We start from the raw sequence: 17,326 nt of genomic DNA, 5'->3' as shown, positions 1-17,326 counted from the left end.
CGCGCCTGTGCTGGCAAATCGGGCATTTGGGGTACGGTGAATGAGATTATTTCGGGAAGGTCACAGGGTAAGCCGATGACAGAAGCAAGTCCGCTGGACGCTGCGGAAAGCGCGGTCCGTGCCTTCGGAGCGCCGCAGCTGCCCGAGGAGTGGGGAGCCACCCCGCTCACCGTCGTGATGCCGACCTACAACGAAGCGGGCAGCCTGCCCGGCATGGCCAGGGCCCTCATGGCGCTGCCGCTGCCCGGCCTGCGCCTGCTCGTCGTCGACGACTCCAGCCCCGACGGCACCGGGGCCCTCGCCGAGGAGCACGCCCGGCGCGTCGAGGAGACGTACGGGACGCGCCGCATGAGCGTGCTGCACCGCACCGAGAAGGACGGCCTCGGCCGGGCCTACGCGGCGGGCATGGCACGGGCCGTCGCCGACGGCGCGCACTACGTGCTGCAGATGGACGCCGACGGCAGCCACCCCGCCGACAAGGTCGCCGAGCTGCTCGGCGTGGCCCTCGCCACCGACGCCGGGGTCGTCGTCGGCAGCCGCTACGTCCAGGGCGGCACCCTCTCCGACGCCTGGGGCGCCCACCGCAAGCTGCTGTCCCGCTGGGCCAACGCGTACGCGGGCACGATCCTCGGCACCCGGGTCAGGGACATCACCGGCGGCTTCAACCTGTGGCGCGCCGACGCCGTGCGCGCCGTGGACCTGGCGACGGTCGACAGCGCGGGCTACAGCTTCCAGGTCGAGATGAAGTACCGGGCGCTACGGCACGGCTTCGGCCTCGTGGAGGTGCCCATCCACTTCGAGGACCGCACCGTCGGCGAGTCCAAGATGAATCTGATGGTGCAGCTGGAGTCGGTCGCCATGCCCTGGAAGCTGCGCCTGCGCGACACCCGCCGCGGGGCGCGCGACACCCTCGTGGCCCGCGCGGCCCGGGCGGCGCGGGGCGTCCGGGGGCCGCTGGAATGACGAGCACCCTCCACGAGGCGGCCCGGCTCGCGGGCGCGCCGCACGAGGCGGCGGCGCCGGGGCAGCGCGTGGCGCGGCCGCGGCGGGTCCCGCCGCGGCTGCGCCGGCTGTGCGTGGAGCTCGCCAAGTTCGGCGTGGTCGGCGGCAGCGGCGTCGCGGTCAACTTCCTCGTCTTCAACCTGCTGCTGCACGGCCTGGGCTCGGCCCCGATGGCCGCGACGGTCCTCGCCAGCGTCGTCGCCATGGGCACCAACTACCTGGGCTTCCGCTTCTTCGCCTACCGGGACCGGGCCCGCCGCACCCGGCGCCAGATCGTGCTGTTCTTCGCCTTCAGCGGCATCGGCGTGGCGATGGAGACCCTGCTGTTCTACGCGGCGTACCACGGGGCGGGGATGAACGGCCCCCTCGGTGCCAACGTCGCCAAGGCCCAGTCCATCGTTCTGGCCTCGGCCTTCAGGTTCCTGGTGTACCGGACCTGGGTGTTCCAGCACCGCGCCCAGACGCGGAGCGCGTGAGCCGCAGCGCCAGCGGCCGCACCAGGCGCGCCGTCACGCCCACGGGCGTCCAGCGCAGCTGGAGGCGGCCCGCGCCCCGGCCCTCCGGCTCCGCCGTGACCCGGTGCGGCGCGGTGCCGCGCCGGTAGCCGATGCGTGCCGTGACCGCGGGGAAGTCCAGGGGCGCGAGCAGCAGGCCGCTGTTGCGCAGCCGGCCCTCGGTGAGCTGGACCACGGGGTGGCGGACGCCCTCGAAGCCCTGGGGCGGCAGCGCGGCCCGCGCGAGGTCGAGCACGGTCTCGCCCGCGAAGACGCCGGGGCGCACCGGGTCGAGACGGAAGCGGACCGTCAGGCGCCGCCCGCCCGGGGCGACGACCAGGGACGCCACCTGCGGGCCCACCGGCAGCCGCAGCCCCGGGTCGTAGGTGCGCACGCTCAGGCGCAGGGCCGCGCCGGGGCCCGGCTCGACGCGGGTGAGCTCGTGGCGGAACAGGGCGCCGGGGAACGGCCGGGTGTCCAGGCCCAGGTCGGTGAGGTCCAGGTCGCGCCGGGCCTCGGGGGTCTGCGGGAGTCGCGCGCCCCAGTAGAGGCGGCCGCCGGTGTCCGCCACGGCCTCGCGCGGGGCGACGGGGTGGCCGAGGGCGCGGGCGGCCACCTGCGCCTCGGCGAGGCGTCCGTCCCGCACCAGGCGCAGGACCACGCGCTCGGCGCGCGGAAGGCGTGCGTACGCCGTGGGGGACAGGCCCGCCAGATACGGGTTCACGAGGTCCGCGAAGCCGCGCAGCCAGGCGTCGTCGCGGTAGGGCAGGTCACCCGCGTACATGCGGAAGTCGTGCTTGAGGAACTTGTAGTCCTTGGCCTCGCGCAGGGCGGTGTGATCGCTGGTCCCGCTGGTGCGCAGGAAGTCGTCGATGAGGCCCTGGACGTGCACGCGGTCGCGCACGTTGGCCAGCTTGTGCCGCTGGTTGGAGATGGAGGCCGCGGAAACCGCGCCGTAGGGCTCTATGTACCAGCGGTAGACGGGCTCGGGGATCACGGTGAAGGCCTTGGCCAGGCAGTAGGCCTGGGCCGTGAAGAGCTGGTCCTCGTAGTGGATGCCCTCGGGGAAGCGCAGGCCGTTCCGGTCGAGGAAGGACTTGCGGTACATCTTGCTCGTCGACAGGTGCTCGAAGAGCAGGCCGGGTTCGGTCTCGATGCCCTCGACCGTGCGGCGCTCCGCGACCAGGTGGGGCATCCACGTGGAGGTGCGGCCGGTGTCGACGCGGACGCGCTCGACGGCGCCCATCACGAAGTCGGCCTCCCGCTCGGCGTGCGCGGCGAGCAGCGACTCCACGGCGCGCTCGGGGAGTTCGTCGTCGCTGTCGAGGAACATCAGGTACGGGGCGCGGGCGAGGTCGATCGCGCGGTTGCGGGGCGCGCTGCACCCGCCGCTGTTCTCCGGCAGCCGCAGATACCGGACGCGCGGGTCCCGGGCGGCGAGGTCGCGGGCCACGCGGGGGGTGTCGTCCGTCGAGTGGTCGTCGCTGATGATCACCTCGACGTCGCCGTGGGTCTGCCGGAGCGCGGAGCGGACCGCGCGCGGGAGGCGGGCCGCGTCGTTGAAGACGATGACCGTGATCGTCACGTCGGGGGTCACGGGGCCGCCTCCTCGGGCGTCGGGGCGGGGGTGCGCCCGTCGAGCGGCACGACGGGCGGCAGCGCCGACTCCGGTTCGCCGAGGAACACGCGGCGCACCACCCGCTCCGCCGCGCGGCCGTCGTCGAACTCGCAGAAGCGGCGCCGGAAGGCCGCCCGCGCCCGCCCCGCCGCCGCGTCCCGCCAGGCGTCGGTGGTGAGGACCTCCGTGAGCTCCTCCTGGGTGCGCGCCACCGCGCCCGGGGGCTCGGCGATGAGGTCGAAGTAGACCCCGCGCGTCGTCGCGTACGTCTCCCAGTCGTCGGCGTAGACGACGATGGGCCGGTCCAGGTTGGCGTAGTCGAACATGAGGGACGAGTAGTCCGTGATCAGGGCGTCCGCCGCCAGGGCGAGGTCCTCCACCGGGTCGTACGCGGACACGTCGAGGACCCGGCCGGTGCGGCGCAGGGCGGCGGGGGAGGGGCCCGCGCCGCCGCCGTAGAAGTAGTGGCCGCGGACGAGGAGGACGGTGTCCTCGCCGAGGCGGTCCGCCAGGGCGGCCAGGTCGAGGCGCGGGGTCCAGGCCGCCTCGTAGTCGCGGTGGGTGGGCGCGTAGAGCAGGGCGCGGCTGCCGGGGGCGATGCCGAGGCGGTCGCGGACGGCCCGGACGTCGGCGGCCGTCGCGGTGTAGTAGACGTCGTTGCGCGGGTAGCCGTGGTCGAGTTCGACGTAGCGGGACTGGTAGGCGCGCTGCCACATCTCCGTCGAGTGGGTGTTGGAGCTGACGCTGTAGTCCCAGCGGTCGACGCGGGCGAGCAGGTCGTGGAAGTTGAGGCCCTGCGCGGCGGCCGGGTGGTCGAGCTGGTCGAGGCCCATGCGCTTCAGGGGGGTGCCGTGGTGGGTCTGGAGGTGGACGGAGCCCTGCCGTTTGACGATCGCGTCGGGGAAGTTGGCGTTGTTCACGAGGTACGTCGCCGTCGCCATGACGCGCCAGTAGCGGCGGCTGCCGGGGACGACGTGGTCCGTGCCCGGCGGAAGCAGCGGTTCGTTCGCCCGGGACACCACCCACACGGGGTGGATGTGGGGCGCGAGCTCGGCGAGCTTCGCCGCGATCGCGGCCGGGTTGCAGGCCACGCCCCGGCCCCAGTAGGCCGAGAACACCGCGAGGCGGGGGTCGAGGGGTCGTCGCAGGTCCTGGTGGTACTGGAGGCCGCGGACGGTCCGCGCGGCCTTGCGCCTGCCGGCCGCCACGGCCGATCGCACCTGGCGGCGCCGCTGGTCGGCGGCCTGGAAGGCGCGGTACTTCGAGTACGCGTCCTCTTCGAGCAGGCGGCGGCGCACGCCCTCCAGGCCGCCGGGGCGCCGGTGTCCGGGCGGCCGGTGGGTGACCGCCGCCCGGGCCGCGCGGTGGAAGAACGCGCGGGCCTCGGGCTCCGGAAGGTCCGCGCGGGCGATCGTCCGCAGACTGGCGGTGACCATCGCCGCGTACAGGACGCCGAGCGGCCCCGCGCCCGCCGCGCGCTCCCCGGCCAGGCGCAGCAGCCGCTCGTACGTCTCCAGGAGGGCGAAGCGGTCCGCGGCCGTGGGCGGCGGCAGGCTCTCGGGCCGCGGCTGCCGGTCCTCCAGGGCGACGTGGTCGTACGCCGCGATCCGGTCGGCGGCCAGGAGCGCGGCGTACGCCGTGAACAGCTCGTCGTCCGTGGCCAGTTGGTCCCGCCGGGCCTGCCAGAAGTCCCGGCGCAGCACGCGGGTGCCCAGGAGCGGGGTGGTCTTCAGCAGGTCGGGGCAGTCCGCGAGGCGCACGTCACGGCGGCCCGGCTTCGCCAGGAACCGGCCGTCGGGGCTCGGCAGGCGGGTGTGGCGCCAGGTCGACCGGGTGTGGTCGGTGAGCAGGACGTCCACGGTGTCCGGCAGCGCGGCCACGCGCTCGGCGACGGCGCGCACGGCGCCCGTGGGCACGCTGTCCTTGCTGTGCACGAAGTGCAGCCAGCGGCCCTCGGCCCGGGCGGCGCCCGCCGCGCGGGCCGCGCCGTCCGGGGTGCCGTCGGGCAGGGCGACGAGGGTCAGGTCGGGGTGGCGGGCGGCCGCCGCCCGCGCGGAGGCGCCGACGGCGGCGACGACGACCTGCACGCCGGGGCCCGCCTGGCGGGCGAGGGCGCCGAGGCTCTCGCCCAAGTGGCCCTGGACGTTGCGGCCGTGGACGACGACGCTCAGGTGCGGCTGGTCCTCGCTCACGCACACTCCTCGGGTCGCTCAACTCCCCCATAGTGTAATGATCTGGACATTGATGGCACAAAGGGGGAGCGGCTCCACGGAGGCGGGGGCGGGGGCGGCGGCCGTGGTCAGGCCTTGTCGCCGCCGCTCGTGAAGCGCTCGTACTCCTTGATGACCTCGTCGGTGGGTCCGTCCATGCGCAGCTCGCCGCGCTCCAGCCACAGGACCCGGTCGCAGGTGTCACGGATCGACTTGTTGTTGTGACTGACCAGGAAGACCGTGCCCGCCTCCTTGCGCAGCTCGCGGATGCGGGCCTCGGAGCGCTTCTGGAACTTGCGGTCCCCCGTGGCCAGGGCCTCGTCGATCATCAGCACGTCGTGGTCCTTGGCCGCCGCGATGGAGAACCGCAGCCGCGCCGCCATCCCCGAGGAATACGTCCGCATCGGCAGCGTGATGAAGTCACCCTTCTCATTGATCCCCGAGAAGTCCACGATCTGCTGGTAACGCTCCTTGATCTGCTCCCGGCTCATCCCCATCGCAAGGCCGCCCAGGATCACATTGCGCTCCCCGGTCAGATCGTTCATCAGCGCCGCGTTCACCCCGAGCAGCGAGGGCTGCCCGTCGGTGTAGACCTTGCCGCGCTCGGCGGGCAGCAGACCCGCGATCGCCCGCAGCAGCGTCGACTTGCCCGACCCGTTCGACCCGATCAACCCGATCGCCTCACCCCGGTACGCGGTGAAACTCACCCCCCGCACCGCGTGCACCTTGCGCACACCCGGCGACTCACCCCGCCGCACGATCCGGCTCAACGCCGCCGTCGCACTGCCCTTGCCCGTCTTCCCACCGTTCACCCGGTACACGATGTGCAGCTCGTCCGCGATCACCGTGGGGGTACGTCCGTGCTGCTCAGCCGCGTCCATAGGTGTCCTCCGCCTTCCAGAAGCAGACGAACCCGCCGACTCCGGCGAGCAGTGCCCAGCCCACGGCCCACGCCCACACGTGCGCGGGCAGCTGCGCGGCGTGGAAGCTGTCGATGAGGGCGAAGCGCATCAGGTCGATGTAGACGGCGGCCGGGTTGGCCTCCAGGAGCACGGTCACCGCGCGCGGCAGGTCCCGGTCGGCGAGGACCTTGTCGATGCTCCACATCACGCCGGACGCGTACATCCACGTCCGCAGGACGAACGGCATCAGCTGGGCGACGTCCGGGGTCCGCGCGCCGAGCCGGGCGAGCGCGAGCGCGAGCCCCGCGTTGAAGGTGAACTGCAGCGCGAGCGCGGGCAGGACGAGGAGCCAGGACGCGGTGGGCGGCACGCCGAAGCACAGCAGGATCGCGAGCAGCGCGACCATGGAGAAGAGCAGCTGCTGGAGCTGTTGGAGGCAGTACGAGACCGGCAGCGCGGCCCGGGGGAAGTGCAGTGCGCGCACCAGGCCGAGGTTGCCCGAGACGGCGCGGGTGCCCGCGAGGGCGGACTGCTGCGTGAAGGTGAACACGAAGACGCCCGTGACCAGGAAGGGCACGTAGTCGGGCACGTCGTGCTTGGTGTTCATCAGGACGCCGAAGACGAAGTAGTAGACGGCCGCGTTGAGCAGCGGTGTCATCACCTGCCAGAGCTGGCCGAGCTTGGCCTGGCTGTACTGGGCGGTGAGCCGCGCGGTGGCGAAGGCCGTGACGAAGTGGCGCCGCTGCCACAGCCGGCGCACATAGGTGCCGAGCGGGACGCGGGCGCCGCTGACCGTGAGGCCGTGGCGGGCGGCGAGCTCGGCGGGCGTCGGGCCGGACGCCGGGGCGGGGGCCGGGGCGCCGGGGGGCTTCTCCAGGACTTGGGTCACGTCCGCTGCTTTCGCTCGGGGGCGCGGGGACGGCGGACGACAAGCGGCACCCTCCACGTCGGGACGGGTCCGTATCGTCGTGACGTCGACAGTAGGGTGTTCCGACGTCGGGACGCAACCGTTTCGTCGTCACGTTCTATGCTGTCCCCATGACGACGAGCGACAGGACGAGCGACAAGAGGCCGGGTGAGCAGGGCCGCAGGGCACCGGCCGGGGCCGCCGTGCTCCGCGAGGACGTGACCGAGGCCATCCGGTCCGCCGTCTTCGAGGAGCTCGCCGCCGTCGGGTACGCGCGCATGTCGATCGAGGGCATCGCGCGCCGCGCCGGTGTCGGCAAGACCGCCGTCTACCGCCGCTGGCGCTCCAAGCTGCACCTCGTCCTCGACCTGGTCTCGGCCATCGCGGTCCAGGGCCTGCCCACGCCCGACACCGGCTCCCTGGAAGGCGATCTGCGCCTGCTGTACGAGGTGACCTCGCGCGCCCTGCGCCACCCCGTCGCCTCCCAGGTGATCCCCGACCTGATGGCCGAGGCGGCCCGCAACCCCGACATCGACGCGGCCCTGCAGAAGGCGCTCCGCGAGGGCCAGCACGGCGTCGCCAGCGGCATCGTGGCCCAGGCCGCCGCCCGCGGCGAGCTGCGCGCGGGCCTGGACGAGGAGCTGGCCCTCGACCTGATGTCGGGCCCGCTGTACTGGCGCGCGGTGGTGGTCCGCGGGCAGCTTCCCAAGGGCTATGTGGAGCGGCTCACGGCGGCGACGGCAGCGGCCCTCAAGGCGCTGTAGCGGCCGGCCCGGGGGTGTGGCGGGCTCGGGGGTGTAGCGGGCTGCACCCCCGTTCTGGGAGCGTCCTCCCTGGCCCCGCACCCGCCCCGACCGGCAGGGTCGAGACGTACGGAAGTCCTCCGCGACCAGCGGACGTCCCGAAAGGCCTCGTCATGAAGTCCCTGCTCTGGCTCGTGCTCGCTCTCGGCGTGATCGTCAACGCGTTCAGCAGCGTCGTCTTCGACGGCGCGCAGCAGGTCGTCATCAGCGTGATCACCGGGCTCGCCGTCATCGGCTCGATCACAGGGCTGGTCCTGACCCGTGAGCGCCACTCGTAACCTGGTGCCCGTGCGAGAGACGCTGGAGCGTGCCGACCGCGCGTCCATGCAGCTGCTGACGGGCGCGGGCCTCGCGCTCGTCTCGTACGTGTTCGTCGGCGTGCTGCTCTTCACGGCCGTCTCCTCCCTCATCGTCATCGGCCTCGGCGTCCTGCCCGAGACGGTGCTGCTGCTGCGGCGCCTTGCCCGGCTCAAGCGGCGCCAGGTCGCGCGCGGCTCCGGGGTCGAGATCCCCGAGGCGTACACGCCGCTGACCGGCACGCTCACCGAACGCGTCCGCGCGGCGCTGCGGGACCCCGGCACCTGGCGCGACCTGCGCTGGCTCCTCGCGCACTTCGCGTACGGGCTCGTGCTCCTCTACGCCATGCTCGTGCTCTGGGTCTTCGGGGCCTTCGTCGACGGGGTGTGGTGCGGGCTGCTGCGCCGCAGGGCCGTCGTGCTCCCGCTGATCGGACGGCTCGCCGCGCTCGACGCGGCCTGGTCGAGGGCGCTGCTCAGGCCCGCGCCGCAGGCCCTGCGCGCCGCCGAACTCGCCGCGCGCGTCGAGGAGCTGACCGCCACGCGCGCGGACGCCGTCGCCGCGCACGGCGCCGAACTGCGGCGCATCGAGCGGGACCTGCACGACGGCGCGCAGGCCCGCCTGGTCGCCCTCTCGATGCGCGTCGGCCTCGCCAAGCGCGCCTACGACAAGGACCCCGACGCCGCCCGCAAGCTCCTCGACGACGCGCAGCAACAGGCCGAGGAGGCACTCACCGAACTGCGGCACGTGGTCCGCGGCATCCACCCGCCGATCCTCACCGACCGGGGCCTGGTCGGCGCCGTGCGCGCGCTCGCCGCGGGCAGCGGGCTCGACGTGGCGGTGCGCGACGACGGCGTCGAGGACGGGCCCCGGGCCCCGGCCGCCGTCGAGGCCGCCGCGTACTTCGTGGTTGCCGAGGCCCTCACCAACGCCGCCAAGCACAGCGGGGCCGCGCACGCCTCGGTGGACCTGGCGCGGGGGCGCACGGGCCTGCGGATCGCCGTGCGCGACGCGGGGCGCGGGGGCGCCGGAGGGACGGGCACCGGCAGCGGGCTGCTCGGCATGCGGCGCCGGGTCGCCGCGCTCGACGGGATCATGGAGGTGAACAGCCCCGCCGGGGGGCCGACCGTCATCGAAGTGGAGCTGCCGTGCGTGTGGTGATCGCCGAGGACAACGCGCTGCTGCGGGAAGGTCTCGTGCTGCTGCTCTCGACCTCCGGGCACGAGGTCGCCGCCGTCGCGGCCACCGGGCCCGAGATCCTGCCCGCGCTCCTCGAACACCGGCCCGACGTCGCGGTCCTCGACGTCCGCATGCCGCCCGGCTTCCGCGACGAGGGGCTGCGGGCGGCCCTCGCCGCGCGCCGCGAGCTGCCGGGGCTTCCCGTGCTCGTCCTCTCCCAGTACGTCGAGGAGACGTACGCGGCGGAGCTGCTCGGCGGGGGTGCGGGCGGGGTCGGCTACCTCCTCAAGGACCGGGTCGGGCGGGTCGACGAGTTCCTCGACGCGCTGGAGCGGGTGGCCGGGGGCGGCACCGCGCTCGACCCCGAGGTCGTCACGGAGCTCCTGACCCGGCGGCGGTCCGATCCCCTCGACTCGCTCACGCCCCGCGAGCGGGAGGTCCTCCACCTCATGGCTGAGGGGCGGGACAACGCGACCATCGCCGCCGCGCTCGTGGTCTCCGACCGGGCCGTCAGCAAACACATCGGCAACGTCTTCCTGAAGCTCGGCCTCCCCCCGACGGACTCGGGCCACCGCCGGGTGCTCGCTGTGCTGGCTTACCTCAACCGGTCCTGATCCCTCGCGGCGTCGGGTAGCGGCCCCGCAACGCCGCCCGCGCAGGCAGGAGCGTGCCCGCGTACGTGGTCGCGGAGGCCAGGAGGATCACCAAGGCCGCCTGCGCGAAGGGAAGGCGGGGGAGGGTGCCCGCGGAGGTGAGGGTGAAGGCGGTGAGGGGGACCAGGGCGACGGCCGTGCCGACGGTGAGGCCCGTGAGCGCCACGGCCCCGGCTTCGAGGCGCAGCGCGCGCCGGAGCTGGGCCCGCCCGGCCCCCACCCGCCGCAGCAGCGCCAGCTCGGGCCGCCGCCCCACCCCGATGAGGGCCAGCGTGGACAGCACGGCGATGGCGGTGAAGCCGCCGATCGCGGCGACGACGGCCCCGCTGACCACGTCGGCCAGGGCCTGGTCCGAGGGCGTGACCCGCACCGCGTCCCGCACGGCACCGGCTCCCGGGGAGAGCCGTGCGCCGGGCACGGCGGTCCGTACGGCGGCCGGGACGCCGGGACGGTCCGTGGCCACCAGGACGCGCCGCTCCCCGGGCCCGCCCCCGGACATGTGGCGGACCAGTTGGTCGCGCGGGAGCAGGAAGTCGCCGAGGCCCAGGCCCCGTTCGTAGACCGCGATGACGCGCGGGCGGACCGCCGTGCCGTCGCCCATGCGGAGGGACACCGGGGAGCCGATGCCGGCGTGCAGGTCCCGGGCGCGTTCCCGGCTGATGGCGACCGTCCCGGGGCGCAGCCGGGTCAGGGCGCCCTCGGTGACGGCGGGGTCCAGGGTCCGGAGCAGGCCGGGGGCCGTCACGCCGAGGACGGGGAGGCGGTCAAGGCGCGGGGAGCCCGTCTCGCGGCGGGCCACGACCACCGTGCTGTGGACGACCTCGGTGGCCGCCCGCACCCCGGGCACCGCGCGCAGCCGCTCGAGCGCCCCGGCGGGCAGGCCCCCGTCGGCCCGGACGACGAGGTCGGCGCGGACGGCGTCCCGCAGCTGGGCGCCCGCCGCGTGCGTCAGCGTGGCGCCCGCCGACAGCTGGACGCCGATGAAGGCCGTGACGAGGACGACGGGCGTGATCGCCGCGCCCAGACGGCCCGCGGTGGCCGCGCAGTTGGCGGCCGCGAGGTGCCCGCCCGGGCCTCCGGCGCGCCGCAGCGGCCCGCCGAGCACGCGCAGCGCGCCGCGCGCGATCCACGGCCCGAGCAGCGCGCACCCGATGACCAGGGCGAGGGCCGCGGCGCTCGCCGCGGCGGCGGCCGCCCGGCCGTGCTGCAGCGCGGCCGTCCCGGCGGAGGTGACGCCGACGCCGAGCAGCACGAGCCCGGCGACGCGGCGGGCGGTGCCCGGCTCCGGCTCGCGCAGGGCCTCGGCCGGGCGCGCCTTCGCCGTGCGCGCGCACGCGAACAGGGCCGCGAGGCGGGCGATGAGGAGCGTCACGCCCGCGGTGCACAGGGGCGCCGTCAACAGCCAGGCGGGAGTGGGGAGTTCCAGACCGGGCGGCAGCGCCTCGCGGGCGGCGAGCAGGGCGCGCAGACCCGCGTACGCCGGGACGGCGAGCACCGCGCCGAGCAGTCCCGCGGCCACGGCGACGCGCCCCACCTCGCGGCCCACCGCGCCGCGCAGCTGCCGCGGTGTCGCGCCCACGGCCCGCAACAGGCCCAGCTCGTGCGCCCGTTGCCGCAGGGCCTGCGCCACCGTGGAGGAGACGACGAGGACCGCGACGAGGACCACGGAGCCCGCCACCGCGCCGAGGAGTTCCAGGAGGCCCGCGCGGGCGGGCGCGGCGGCCAGGTGCTCCGCCGCGCCCCGGCCGTTCCCGGTGAGGACGCGAAGGCGGGCCGCGTCGCCCTCGGCCCGGCGGTCCGCGCCGCGCAGGCCCGCCCCGTCCACGGCCGCGCGCACCCGGTCGTGGACGTCGGCGGTGCGGACGCCGGGCCGCGTCACGATGCCGACGGCGTCCAGGGTGCCCGCTCCCGGGGCCAGACGGCGGGCCTCGGCCGCGGTGAAGTAGACGGCCGACCGGGGGCCGTGCGCGGTGCCGACGACCCGGTACGCCGCCTCGGTGTCGCCGGCCCGCAGCAGCACGCGGGACCCGGGGGCGTGGCCGCCGCCCACGACGACCTCGCGGTCGTGCCGGGGCGCGTGTCCGGCGCGCAGCGCGTACGGCGCGAGGCGGGCCGCCTCCCAGGGGCGGCCGGTCGCCGCGCGGCCCGCGAAGCCGGTCGCGCGGCCCGCGAAGCCGACGGGGAACACCCGGTCCGCCACCGCGTGCCGCACCCCGGGGACCGCGCGCACCACGTCCAGGGCGCGTTCCGGCACCCGGACGCGCTCGGTGAGCCCGGCCGTGGCCGTCTCGGGCTCGGAGCCCCACGGCTTGGTCGTGTAGCGGGTGTGCTGGTCCCCGGCGACCACGAGGTCGGCGGCGGCGTAGCGCTCCACGCGCGCGTGGCCGAGGCCCGCGGAGGCCACGGCGATCGCGAAGGTGCCGAGCAGGGCCGAGGTGAGGACGAGCGCCGCGAAGACGGCCGCCCAGGCCTTGCGGTGGGTGCGCGCCGCGCGGGCCGCGAGCAGCGACGCGGCCTTCACGCCGCCACCGCCGCACGGCCGATGCGGCGCAGCACGTCCCGCACGCGCGGCGCGTCCGGGCGGTGCAGCGCCGCCACGAGCCGTCCCTGCGCCAGGAACACCGCCTCGTCGCACCAGGCCGCCGCGGCCGGGTCGTGCGTGACCATCACGACGGTGTGGCCGTCGTGGTCCACGGCCTGGCGCAGCAGCGAGAGGACGTCGTGGGCCGTCTCGGGGTCCAGGGCGCCGGTGGGCTCGTCGGCGAAGACGACGGCGGGCTCGGTGACCAGGGCGCGGGCGATCGCGACGCGCTGCTGCTGGCCGCCGGAGAGCTCGGCCGGCCGGTCCTCGGCCCGGTCGGCGAGCCCGACGGCGGCGAGCGCCCGGGCCGCGGGGCCGTGCGGGTCGGCGGCGGCGCCGAGGAGCAGCGGCAGGGCGACGTTCTCGGCGACGCTCAGCGAGGGGACGAGGTTGTGGGTCTGGAAGACGAAGCCGACGCGCTCCCGGCGCAGGTCCGTGAGCCGGGCCTCCTTGAGGCCGTCGAGGGCGACGCCTTCGATCCGTACGGTGCCGGAGGTGGGGCGGTCGAGCCCCGCCGCGCACTGCAGGAGCGTGGACTTGCCCGACCCCGAGGGTCCCATGACCGCGAGGAAGCAGCCGCGCGGCACGACCAGGTCCACGGGGTGCAGGGCCACCAGCGTGCCGCGCCGGTAGGTGCGCCCGACGCCGTCGAGCGTCAGCGCGTGGCTCTCGGGGCGCCGTTCGCCGACCGTCTCCCGCGCGGGTCCGCGCCGCCTGAACATGCCGTACGTCCTCTCCGTGACCGTCGCGGCGATCGCGCCGCCCGCCGGAGGAAACGCTAGAAACCAGGGCCGGTGCGCCGCGAGGGAGCGCGGTACCGGAGCGGGGGTGGATCCTGCTACACCCCCGGGTGCCCGGCGGGGTCGCGGAGCAGCTCCACCAGGGCCGAGACGCTCTGGTTCCCGCGCCCCTCGGCCACGGCCCGGCGGAGCAGGTCGTGCATGGGCGCGTGCCAGCGCACGTCGAGGCCGTGCTCGGTGCCCATCTCCTCGTCGTACGGGATCCCCGCGTGGAAGACCTCGATGGTGGAGAGGGGGTCGGAGTAGTCGCCCCGGTCGATCTCCGCCGCGAGGAGCGGCAGCAGGGAGATGATCATCTCCAGCCACTTCGCGGTGTGCGGCACCAGCGTCTCCGTCTTCAGGCCGCGCGCGGTGACGAGGGCCGCGCCCTGGAAGAAGCCGAGCAGGGCGGGCAGCAGGGTGCCGCCGACGGCCAGCTCGTACAGGGCGGCGAGGTCCGGCTCCGGGCCGAGGAACTGGGTGTCGCCGCCCAGGACGCGCAGCGTGGCCTCGTACTCGTCGAACACGGCCCGGTCGCCGCCGTAGTACAGCAGGGTGTCGGGCTTGCCGACGGCCGTCGGCACGTTCTTGACCGCGCCGTCGAGGAAGCGGGCGCCGTGCCCGGTGGCCCAGGAGGCCATGGTGCGGGCGCCGGACGGGCTGCCGGAGTTGAGGGTGACCAGGGTGCGCCCGGCGAGCTCGGCGGCGGCCGGTTCCAGGGCGGCGAGGGTCGCGTCGTACGTCGTCAGACAGGCCACGGTCAGCGGGCTCGCGGCGATCGCCGCGCGGATGTCCGGGGCGTGTGCGGCGCCCAGCTCGACGAGCGGCGCGGCCTTCTCGGGGCTGCGGTTCCAGACGGTGACGGGGTGCCCGGCGGCGAGGTAGGCGGAGGCGAGGGCCGCGCCCATCGCGCCGAGTCCGACGAGGGTCACGGGCGTGCGGGCAGGCGTGGGCATGGCGGCTCCAATGCTGGGGCGGGGTGGGGGTGTTGATCGCTCACCCCAGCCTGGATTCCACCGTCGCGTTCCTCAAGTACCGACTAATTAGTGGGGTACTTACCCTTCGGTGGGTGCTGGTGCTGGTGCGGGTGGGTCAGGACGCCGCAGCGCGCTCCGCCTCGGGGTGCAGGCGCACCCAGCCCGCCCACGCCGACTCGACCATCTCGCGCACGTCCCGCTTGGCCGACCAGCCGAGCTCGGCCGTGATGCGGTCGGCGGCGGCGACGACGCGCGCCGGGTCGCCGGCGCGGCGCCCGGTGACCTCGGCGGGGACGGCGTACCCGGTGACGTCGGCGATGAGGTCGACCATCTCGCGGACCGAGACGCCCTCGCCCCGGCCGATGTTGAGCGTCAGATCGGTGCCCTCGGGCACTTCGGTGAGGCGCCGGGCGGCGGCCACGTGGGCCTCGGCGACGTCGCTGATGTGGATGTAGTCGCGCACGCAGGTGCCGTCGGGCGTGGGGTAGTCGGCGCCGAAGATCCGCGGGGCCTCGCCCTGGGTGAGCTTCTCGAAGACCATCGGGACGATGTTGAAGACGCCGGTGTCGGCGAGGTCGGGGCTCGCCGCGCCCGCCACGTTGAAGTACCGCAGGCAGGCCGTGCGCAGGCCCGTCGCCCGGCCCGTCGCGCGGGCCAGCCACTCGCCCGCGAGCTTCGTCTCGCCGTACGGGCTCATCGGCAGGCAGGGCGTGTCCTCCGTGACGAGGTCGACATCCGGCATGCCGTACACCGCGGCGGAGGAGGACAGGACGAAGGCCGGGACGCCCGCGTCCGCCATGGTCTCCAGGAGGACGCGCAGGCCCTCCACGTTCTCCCGGTAGTAGCGCAGGGGCTGCTCCACGGACTCGCCGACCTGCTTCTTGGCCGCGAGGTGGATGACGCCCGTGACCTCGTGCTCCTCCAGGGCGCGGGCGAGCGGCCCGGCGTCCAGGGTCGAGCCGGTGACGAGCGGCACCTCGGCGGGCACGCGCGCGGCGATGCCGGTGGACAGGTCGTCGTAGACCACCGTCCGCTCGCCCGCCTCGGTCATGGCGCGTACGACGTGCGCGCCGATGTAGCCGGCGCCGCCGGTGATCAGCCAGGTCATGGTCAGCTCGTCCCGTCGTGTGTCGTCTGTCGTGCTCGTCCCGGACGGTGCAGTCTCGCAGAGCCGGGGTGAGGGGGGTGTCAGTGGGCGTTTCCTCCCGGTCGCAGGGCGCGCAACAGGCGCCCGAAGCGCCGCCGCGCGACCCCGGCGATGCCGAGCGCGCCCGGCGCGAGCCGCACCGCCAGGTTTCCGGCCCGGGTGGCGTACGGCTGGACGAGCAGCACGCCGCGCCGCCCGTCCGGCACCACCGCGCGGCGCAGCAGGCCGGGGCCCGGCACCGCGCGGGCCGTGGTCTCGCGGGTCGTGCCGTCGTCGAAGAGCAGGCGCACCCGCAGGTCGAAGACCTCGCCGTCGAGCGCGCCGAGGTCGAGCCGCACCTCCGCCTCCCAGGTCCCGTCCGGCGTCCCGGCGCCGAACGCGGCCGTGCGGCGCAGGCCGGGGCGGCCGCCGTCCCGGGGCACGAGCTCCACGTCGACCACGGCGGGACCGGCCTCGGCCACCCGCCCGTACAGCTCGTGCAGGCGTAGCAGCAGCGTGCCCGCGCGCGGGCGCAGCTCGGCGTCGACGGTGAGCGGGAGCAGCCGCAGCGGGCGGTGGAGGAGGTGGTCGAGGGTGACCTGGGGCAGGTCGGCGGACCACACGGGCGTGGCGTCGCCCGCGCGCGCGTAGGGCGGGGCGAGCCGGGCCGGGCGCGCGGCCACCTGCTGGATCCTGGCCAGGTCGCGGGGGTGCGGCGAGGCGAGCAGGACCCGGGCGATGACGCGTCCGGGCGCGGGCGCGGCCTCCAGGTCGGCGGCGTCGAACTCCGTCAGGTACGCGCGCGTGAGCGCCCACCACTCGCGCTGGTACGCCGTGCCGCGCGCGGGCAGCTCGCGTGCGTATATGCGCAGGGAGTGGTCGAGGAACTTGGCGCGGGCGGCCCGCGCGAGCGCCTTGCCGCCGCTGTCCCCGGTCGCGCGCAGGATGTCCACGGCCTGGCGGTGGGCCCCGACGCGGGCCTTCCAGTTGGCGATCCCGGACCGGTCGAGGGAGATCGACAGCTTGGCGGCGGAGCGCCGTACGTGCCACACGTAGACGGGGTCGGGGACGAGCGCGATGCGCGGCGCGGCGGCGAGCACGCGGGCGCCGAACACGAAGTCCTCGTAGAGGAAGCGGCCTTCGGGGAAGCGGGCGCCGTGCGCGCGCAGGAAGTCCGTGCGGTAGAGCTTGTTGACGCAGAGGGTGTCGTGGACCAGGCGCGGGCGCAGCTCGGGGCGGGCGACGAGCGCGGGCTTGCGGTACAGCTCGGGCTGCCAGGGCACCTCGCGCCCGGACGGCAGCTCGCGGCGCACGCACAGGCCGGAGGCGACCTCGGCGCCGTGGCGCTCGGCGGCGGCGAGCAGGGCGTCGGCCGCGCCCGGCGGCAGCACGTCGTCGCTGTCGAGGAACATCACGTAGTCGCCGCTCGCCGCGTCGATCCCGGCGTTGCGCGGGGCGCCGCAGCCGCCGCTGTTGGCCGCGCGGCGCAGGACCGTGAGGCGCTGCTCGGCCTCGGCCAGGTCGTGCAGGACCGCGAGGCTGTCGTCGGTCGAGCAGTCGTCGACGGCGATCACCTCGTGGACCACGGGGCCCTGGGCGAGTGCGGAGCGCACCGCGTCAGCGACGTGCGGGGCGTCGTTGTAGCCGATCACGACGACGGTGACGCACGGGGACGACGGTTGCGCCTGAGGCGAATTCGGTTCCACAAGGGAAATGTTAGAGGTTGCCAGGAATTATCCGATTAAGGGCCCGTGCTGGGTCGTCTGTGGCATGTCTGGTTAATCCCGGTTATATCGGA

General features: G+C 75.2%; 15 protein-coding genes. 6 read left to right on the top strand and 9 right to left on the bottom strand.

The features are described from left to right. Nucleotides 1-177 precede the first annotated feature (177 nt). Together MQV74_RS17455 and MQV74_RS17450 are read left to right on the top strand one after the other, a co-directional pair. Nucleotides 178-963, top strand: a complete 786-nt coding sequence (locus tag MQV74_RS17455; RefSeq protein WP_374120785.1) for a polyprenol monophosphomannose synthase — start codon at nt 178-180, stop codon at nt 961-963. Then, on the top strand, nt 960-1,478 hold the full coding sequence (locus tag MQV74_RS17450) for a GtrA family protein (RefSeq protein WP_242718757.1): 519 nt from the start codon (nt 960-962) through the stop codon (nt 1,476-1,478). The genes MQV74_RS17455 and MQV74_RS17450 overlap by 4 nt, the downstream gene beginning before the upstream one ends. Here MQV74_RS17450 and MQV74_RS17445 read toward each other — a convergent pair. From MQV74_RS17445 to MQV74_RS17430, 4 genes are all read right to left on the bottom strand, one after another. Continuing rightward, nucleotides 1,417-3,093 (bottom strand): glycosyltransferase family 2 protein, encoded by a 1,677-nt coding sequence (locus MQV74_RS17445; RefSeq protein WP_242718755.1) that lies wholly within the window; start codon nt 3,091-3,093, stop codon nt 1,417-1,419. The two genes, MQV74_RS17450 and MQV74_RS17445, sit on opposite strands and share 62 nt — an antisense overlap. Next, nucleotides 3,090-5,306, bottom strand: coding sequence for a CDP-glycerol glycerophosphotransferase family protein (locus MQV74_RS17440; RefSeq protein WP_242718753.1), 2,217 nt, complete (start codon nt 5,304-5,306; stop codon nt 3,090-3,092). The genes MQV74_RS17445 and MQV74_RS17440 overlap by 4 nt, the downstream gene beginning before the upstream one ends. A 107-nt stretch (nt 5,307-5,413) precedes the next feature. Further along, on the bottom strand, nt 5,414-6,205 hold the full coding sequence (locus tag MQV74_RS17435; protein WP_242718724.1) for an ABC transporter ATP-binding protein: 792 nt from the start codon (nt 6,203-6,205) through the stop codon (nt 5,414-5,416). Then, nucleotides 6,192-7,115 (bottom strand): ABC transporter permease, encoded by a 924-nt coding sequence (locus tag MQV74_RS17430; RefSeq protein WP_242718722.1) that lies wholly within the window; start codon nt 7,113-7,115, stop codon nt 6,192-6,194. The genes MQV74_RS17435 and MQV74_RS17430 overlap by 14 nt, the downstream gene beginning before the upstream one ends. Nucleotides 7,116-7,264: 149 nt before the next feature. Between MQV74_RS17430 and MQV74_RS17425 the strand changes: the two genes are divergently transcribed. From MQV74_RS17425 to MQV74_RS17410, 4 genes are all read left to right on the top strand, one after another. After that, nucleotides 7,265-7,897, top strand: a complete 633-nt coding sequence (locus MQV74_RS17425) for a TetR/AcrR family transcriptional regulator (RefSeq protein WP_242718720.1) — start codon at nt 7,265-7,267, stop codon at nt 7,895-7,897. Between the two features lie 152 nt (nt 7,898-8,049). Beyond that, nucleotides 8,050-8,214 carry a hypothetical protein gene (locus MQV74_RS17420; protein ID WP_199818958.1) on the top strand — a complete coding sequence of 55 codons (165 nt, stop codon included), beginning with the start codon at nt 8,050-8,052 and terminating at the stop codon, nt 8,212-8,214. Between the two features lie 10 nt (nt 8,215-8,224). After that, on the top strand, nt 8,225-9,394 hold the full coding sequence (locus MQV74_RS17415) for a sensor histidine kinase (RefSeq protein WP_242718718.1): 1,170 nt from the start codon (nt 8,225-8,227) through the stop codon (nt 9,392-9,394). After that, nucleotides 9,382-10,026 carry a response regulator transcription factor gene (locus MQV74_RS17410; protein WP_242718716.1) on the top strand — a complete coding sequence of 215 codons (645 nt, stop codon included), beginning with the start codon at nt 9,382-9,384 and terminating at the stop codon, nt 10,024-10,026. The genes MQV74_RS17415 and MQV74_RS17410 overlap by 13 nt, the downstream gene beginning before the upstream one ends. On the opposite strand, the gene MQV74_RS17405 is transcribed toward MQV74_RS17410, so the two are convergent. The 5 genes from MQV74_RS17405 to MQV74_RS17385 form a co-directional block, all read right to left on the bottom strand. Then, the gene (locus MQV74_RS17405; protein ID WP_242718709.1) at nt 10,013-12,586 is read right to left on the bottom strand and encodes an ABC transporter permease; all 2,574 of its coding nucleotides are present in this window, start codon (nt 12,584-12,586) and stop codon (nt 10,013-10,015) included. The genes MQV74_RS17410 and MQV74_RS17405 overlap by 14 nt on opposite strands. Then, nucleotides 12,583-13,368: an ABC transporter ATP-binding protein gene (locus MQV74_RS17400; RefSeq protein WP_242718707.1), complete on the bottom strand. Its 786-nt coding sequence runs from the start codon at nt 13,366-13,368 to the stop codon at nt 12,583-12,585. The genes MQV74_RS17405 and MQV74_RS17400 overlap by 4 nt, the downstream gene beginning before the upstream one ends. A gap of 116 nt (nt 13,369-13,484) precedes the next feature. Then, nucleotides 13,485-14,381, bottom strand: a complete 897-nt coding sequence (locus tag MQV74_RS17395) for an NAD(P)-dependent oxidoreductase (RefSeq protein WP_242718705.1) — start codon at nt 14,379-14,381, stop codon at nt 13,485-13,487. A gap of 136 nt (nt 14,382-14,517) precedes the next feature. After that, a complete protein-coding gene (gene galE, locus MQV74_RS17390; RefSeq protein ID WP_242718703.1) occupies nt 14,518-15,510 on the bottom strand; it encodes a UDP-glucose 4-epimerase GalE in 993 nt (330 codons plus the stop codon). 80 nt (nt 15,511-15,590) lie between these two features. After that, on the bottom strand, nt 15,591-17,234 hold the full coding sequence (locus tag MQV74_RS17385; protein WP_242718701.1) for a glycosyltransferase family 2 protein: 1,644 nt from the start codon (nt 17,232-17,234) through the stop codon (nt 15,591-15,593). Between the last annotated feature and the right edge of the window lie 92 nt (nt 17,235-17,326).

It is taken from the genome of Streptomyces sp. AN091965 (assembly GCF_022698285.1).
In the GTDB taxonomy this organism is placed as follows: domain Bacteria; phylum Actinomycetota; class Actinomycetes; order Streptomycetales; family Streptomycetaceae; genus Streptomyces.
The sequence above is the reverse complement of the archived record's forward strand: the minus strand, read 5'-3'. Positions and strand labels throughout refer to the sequence as shown.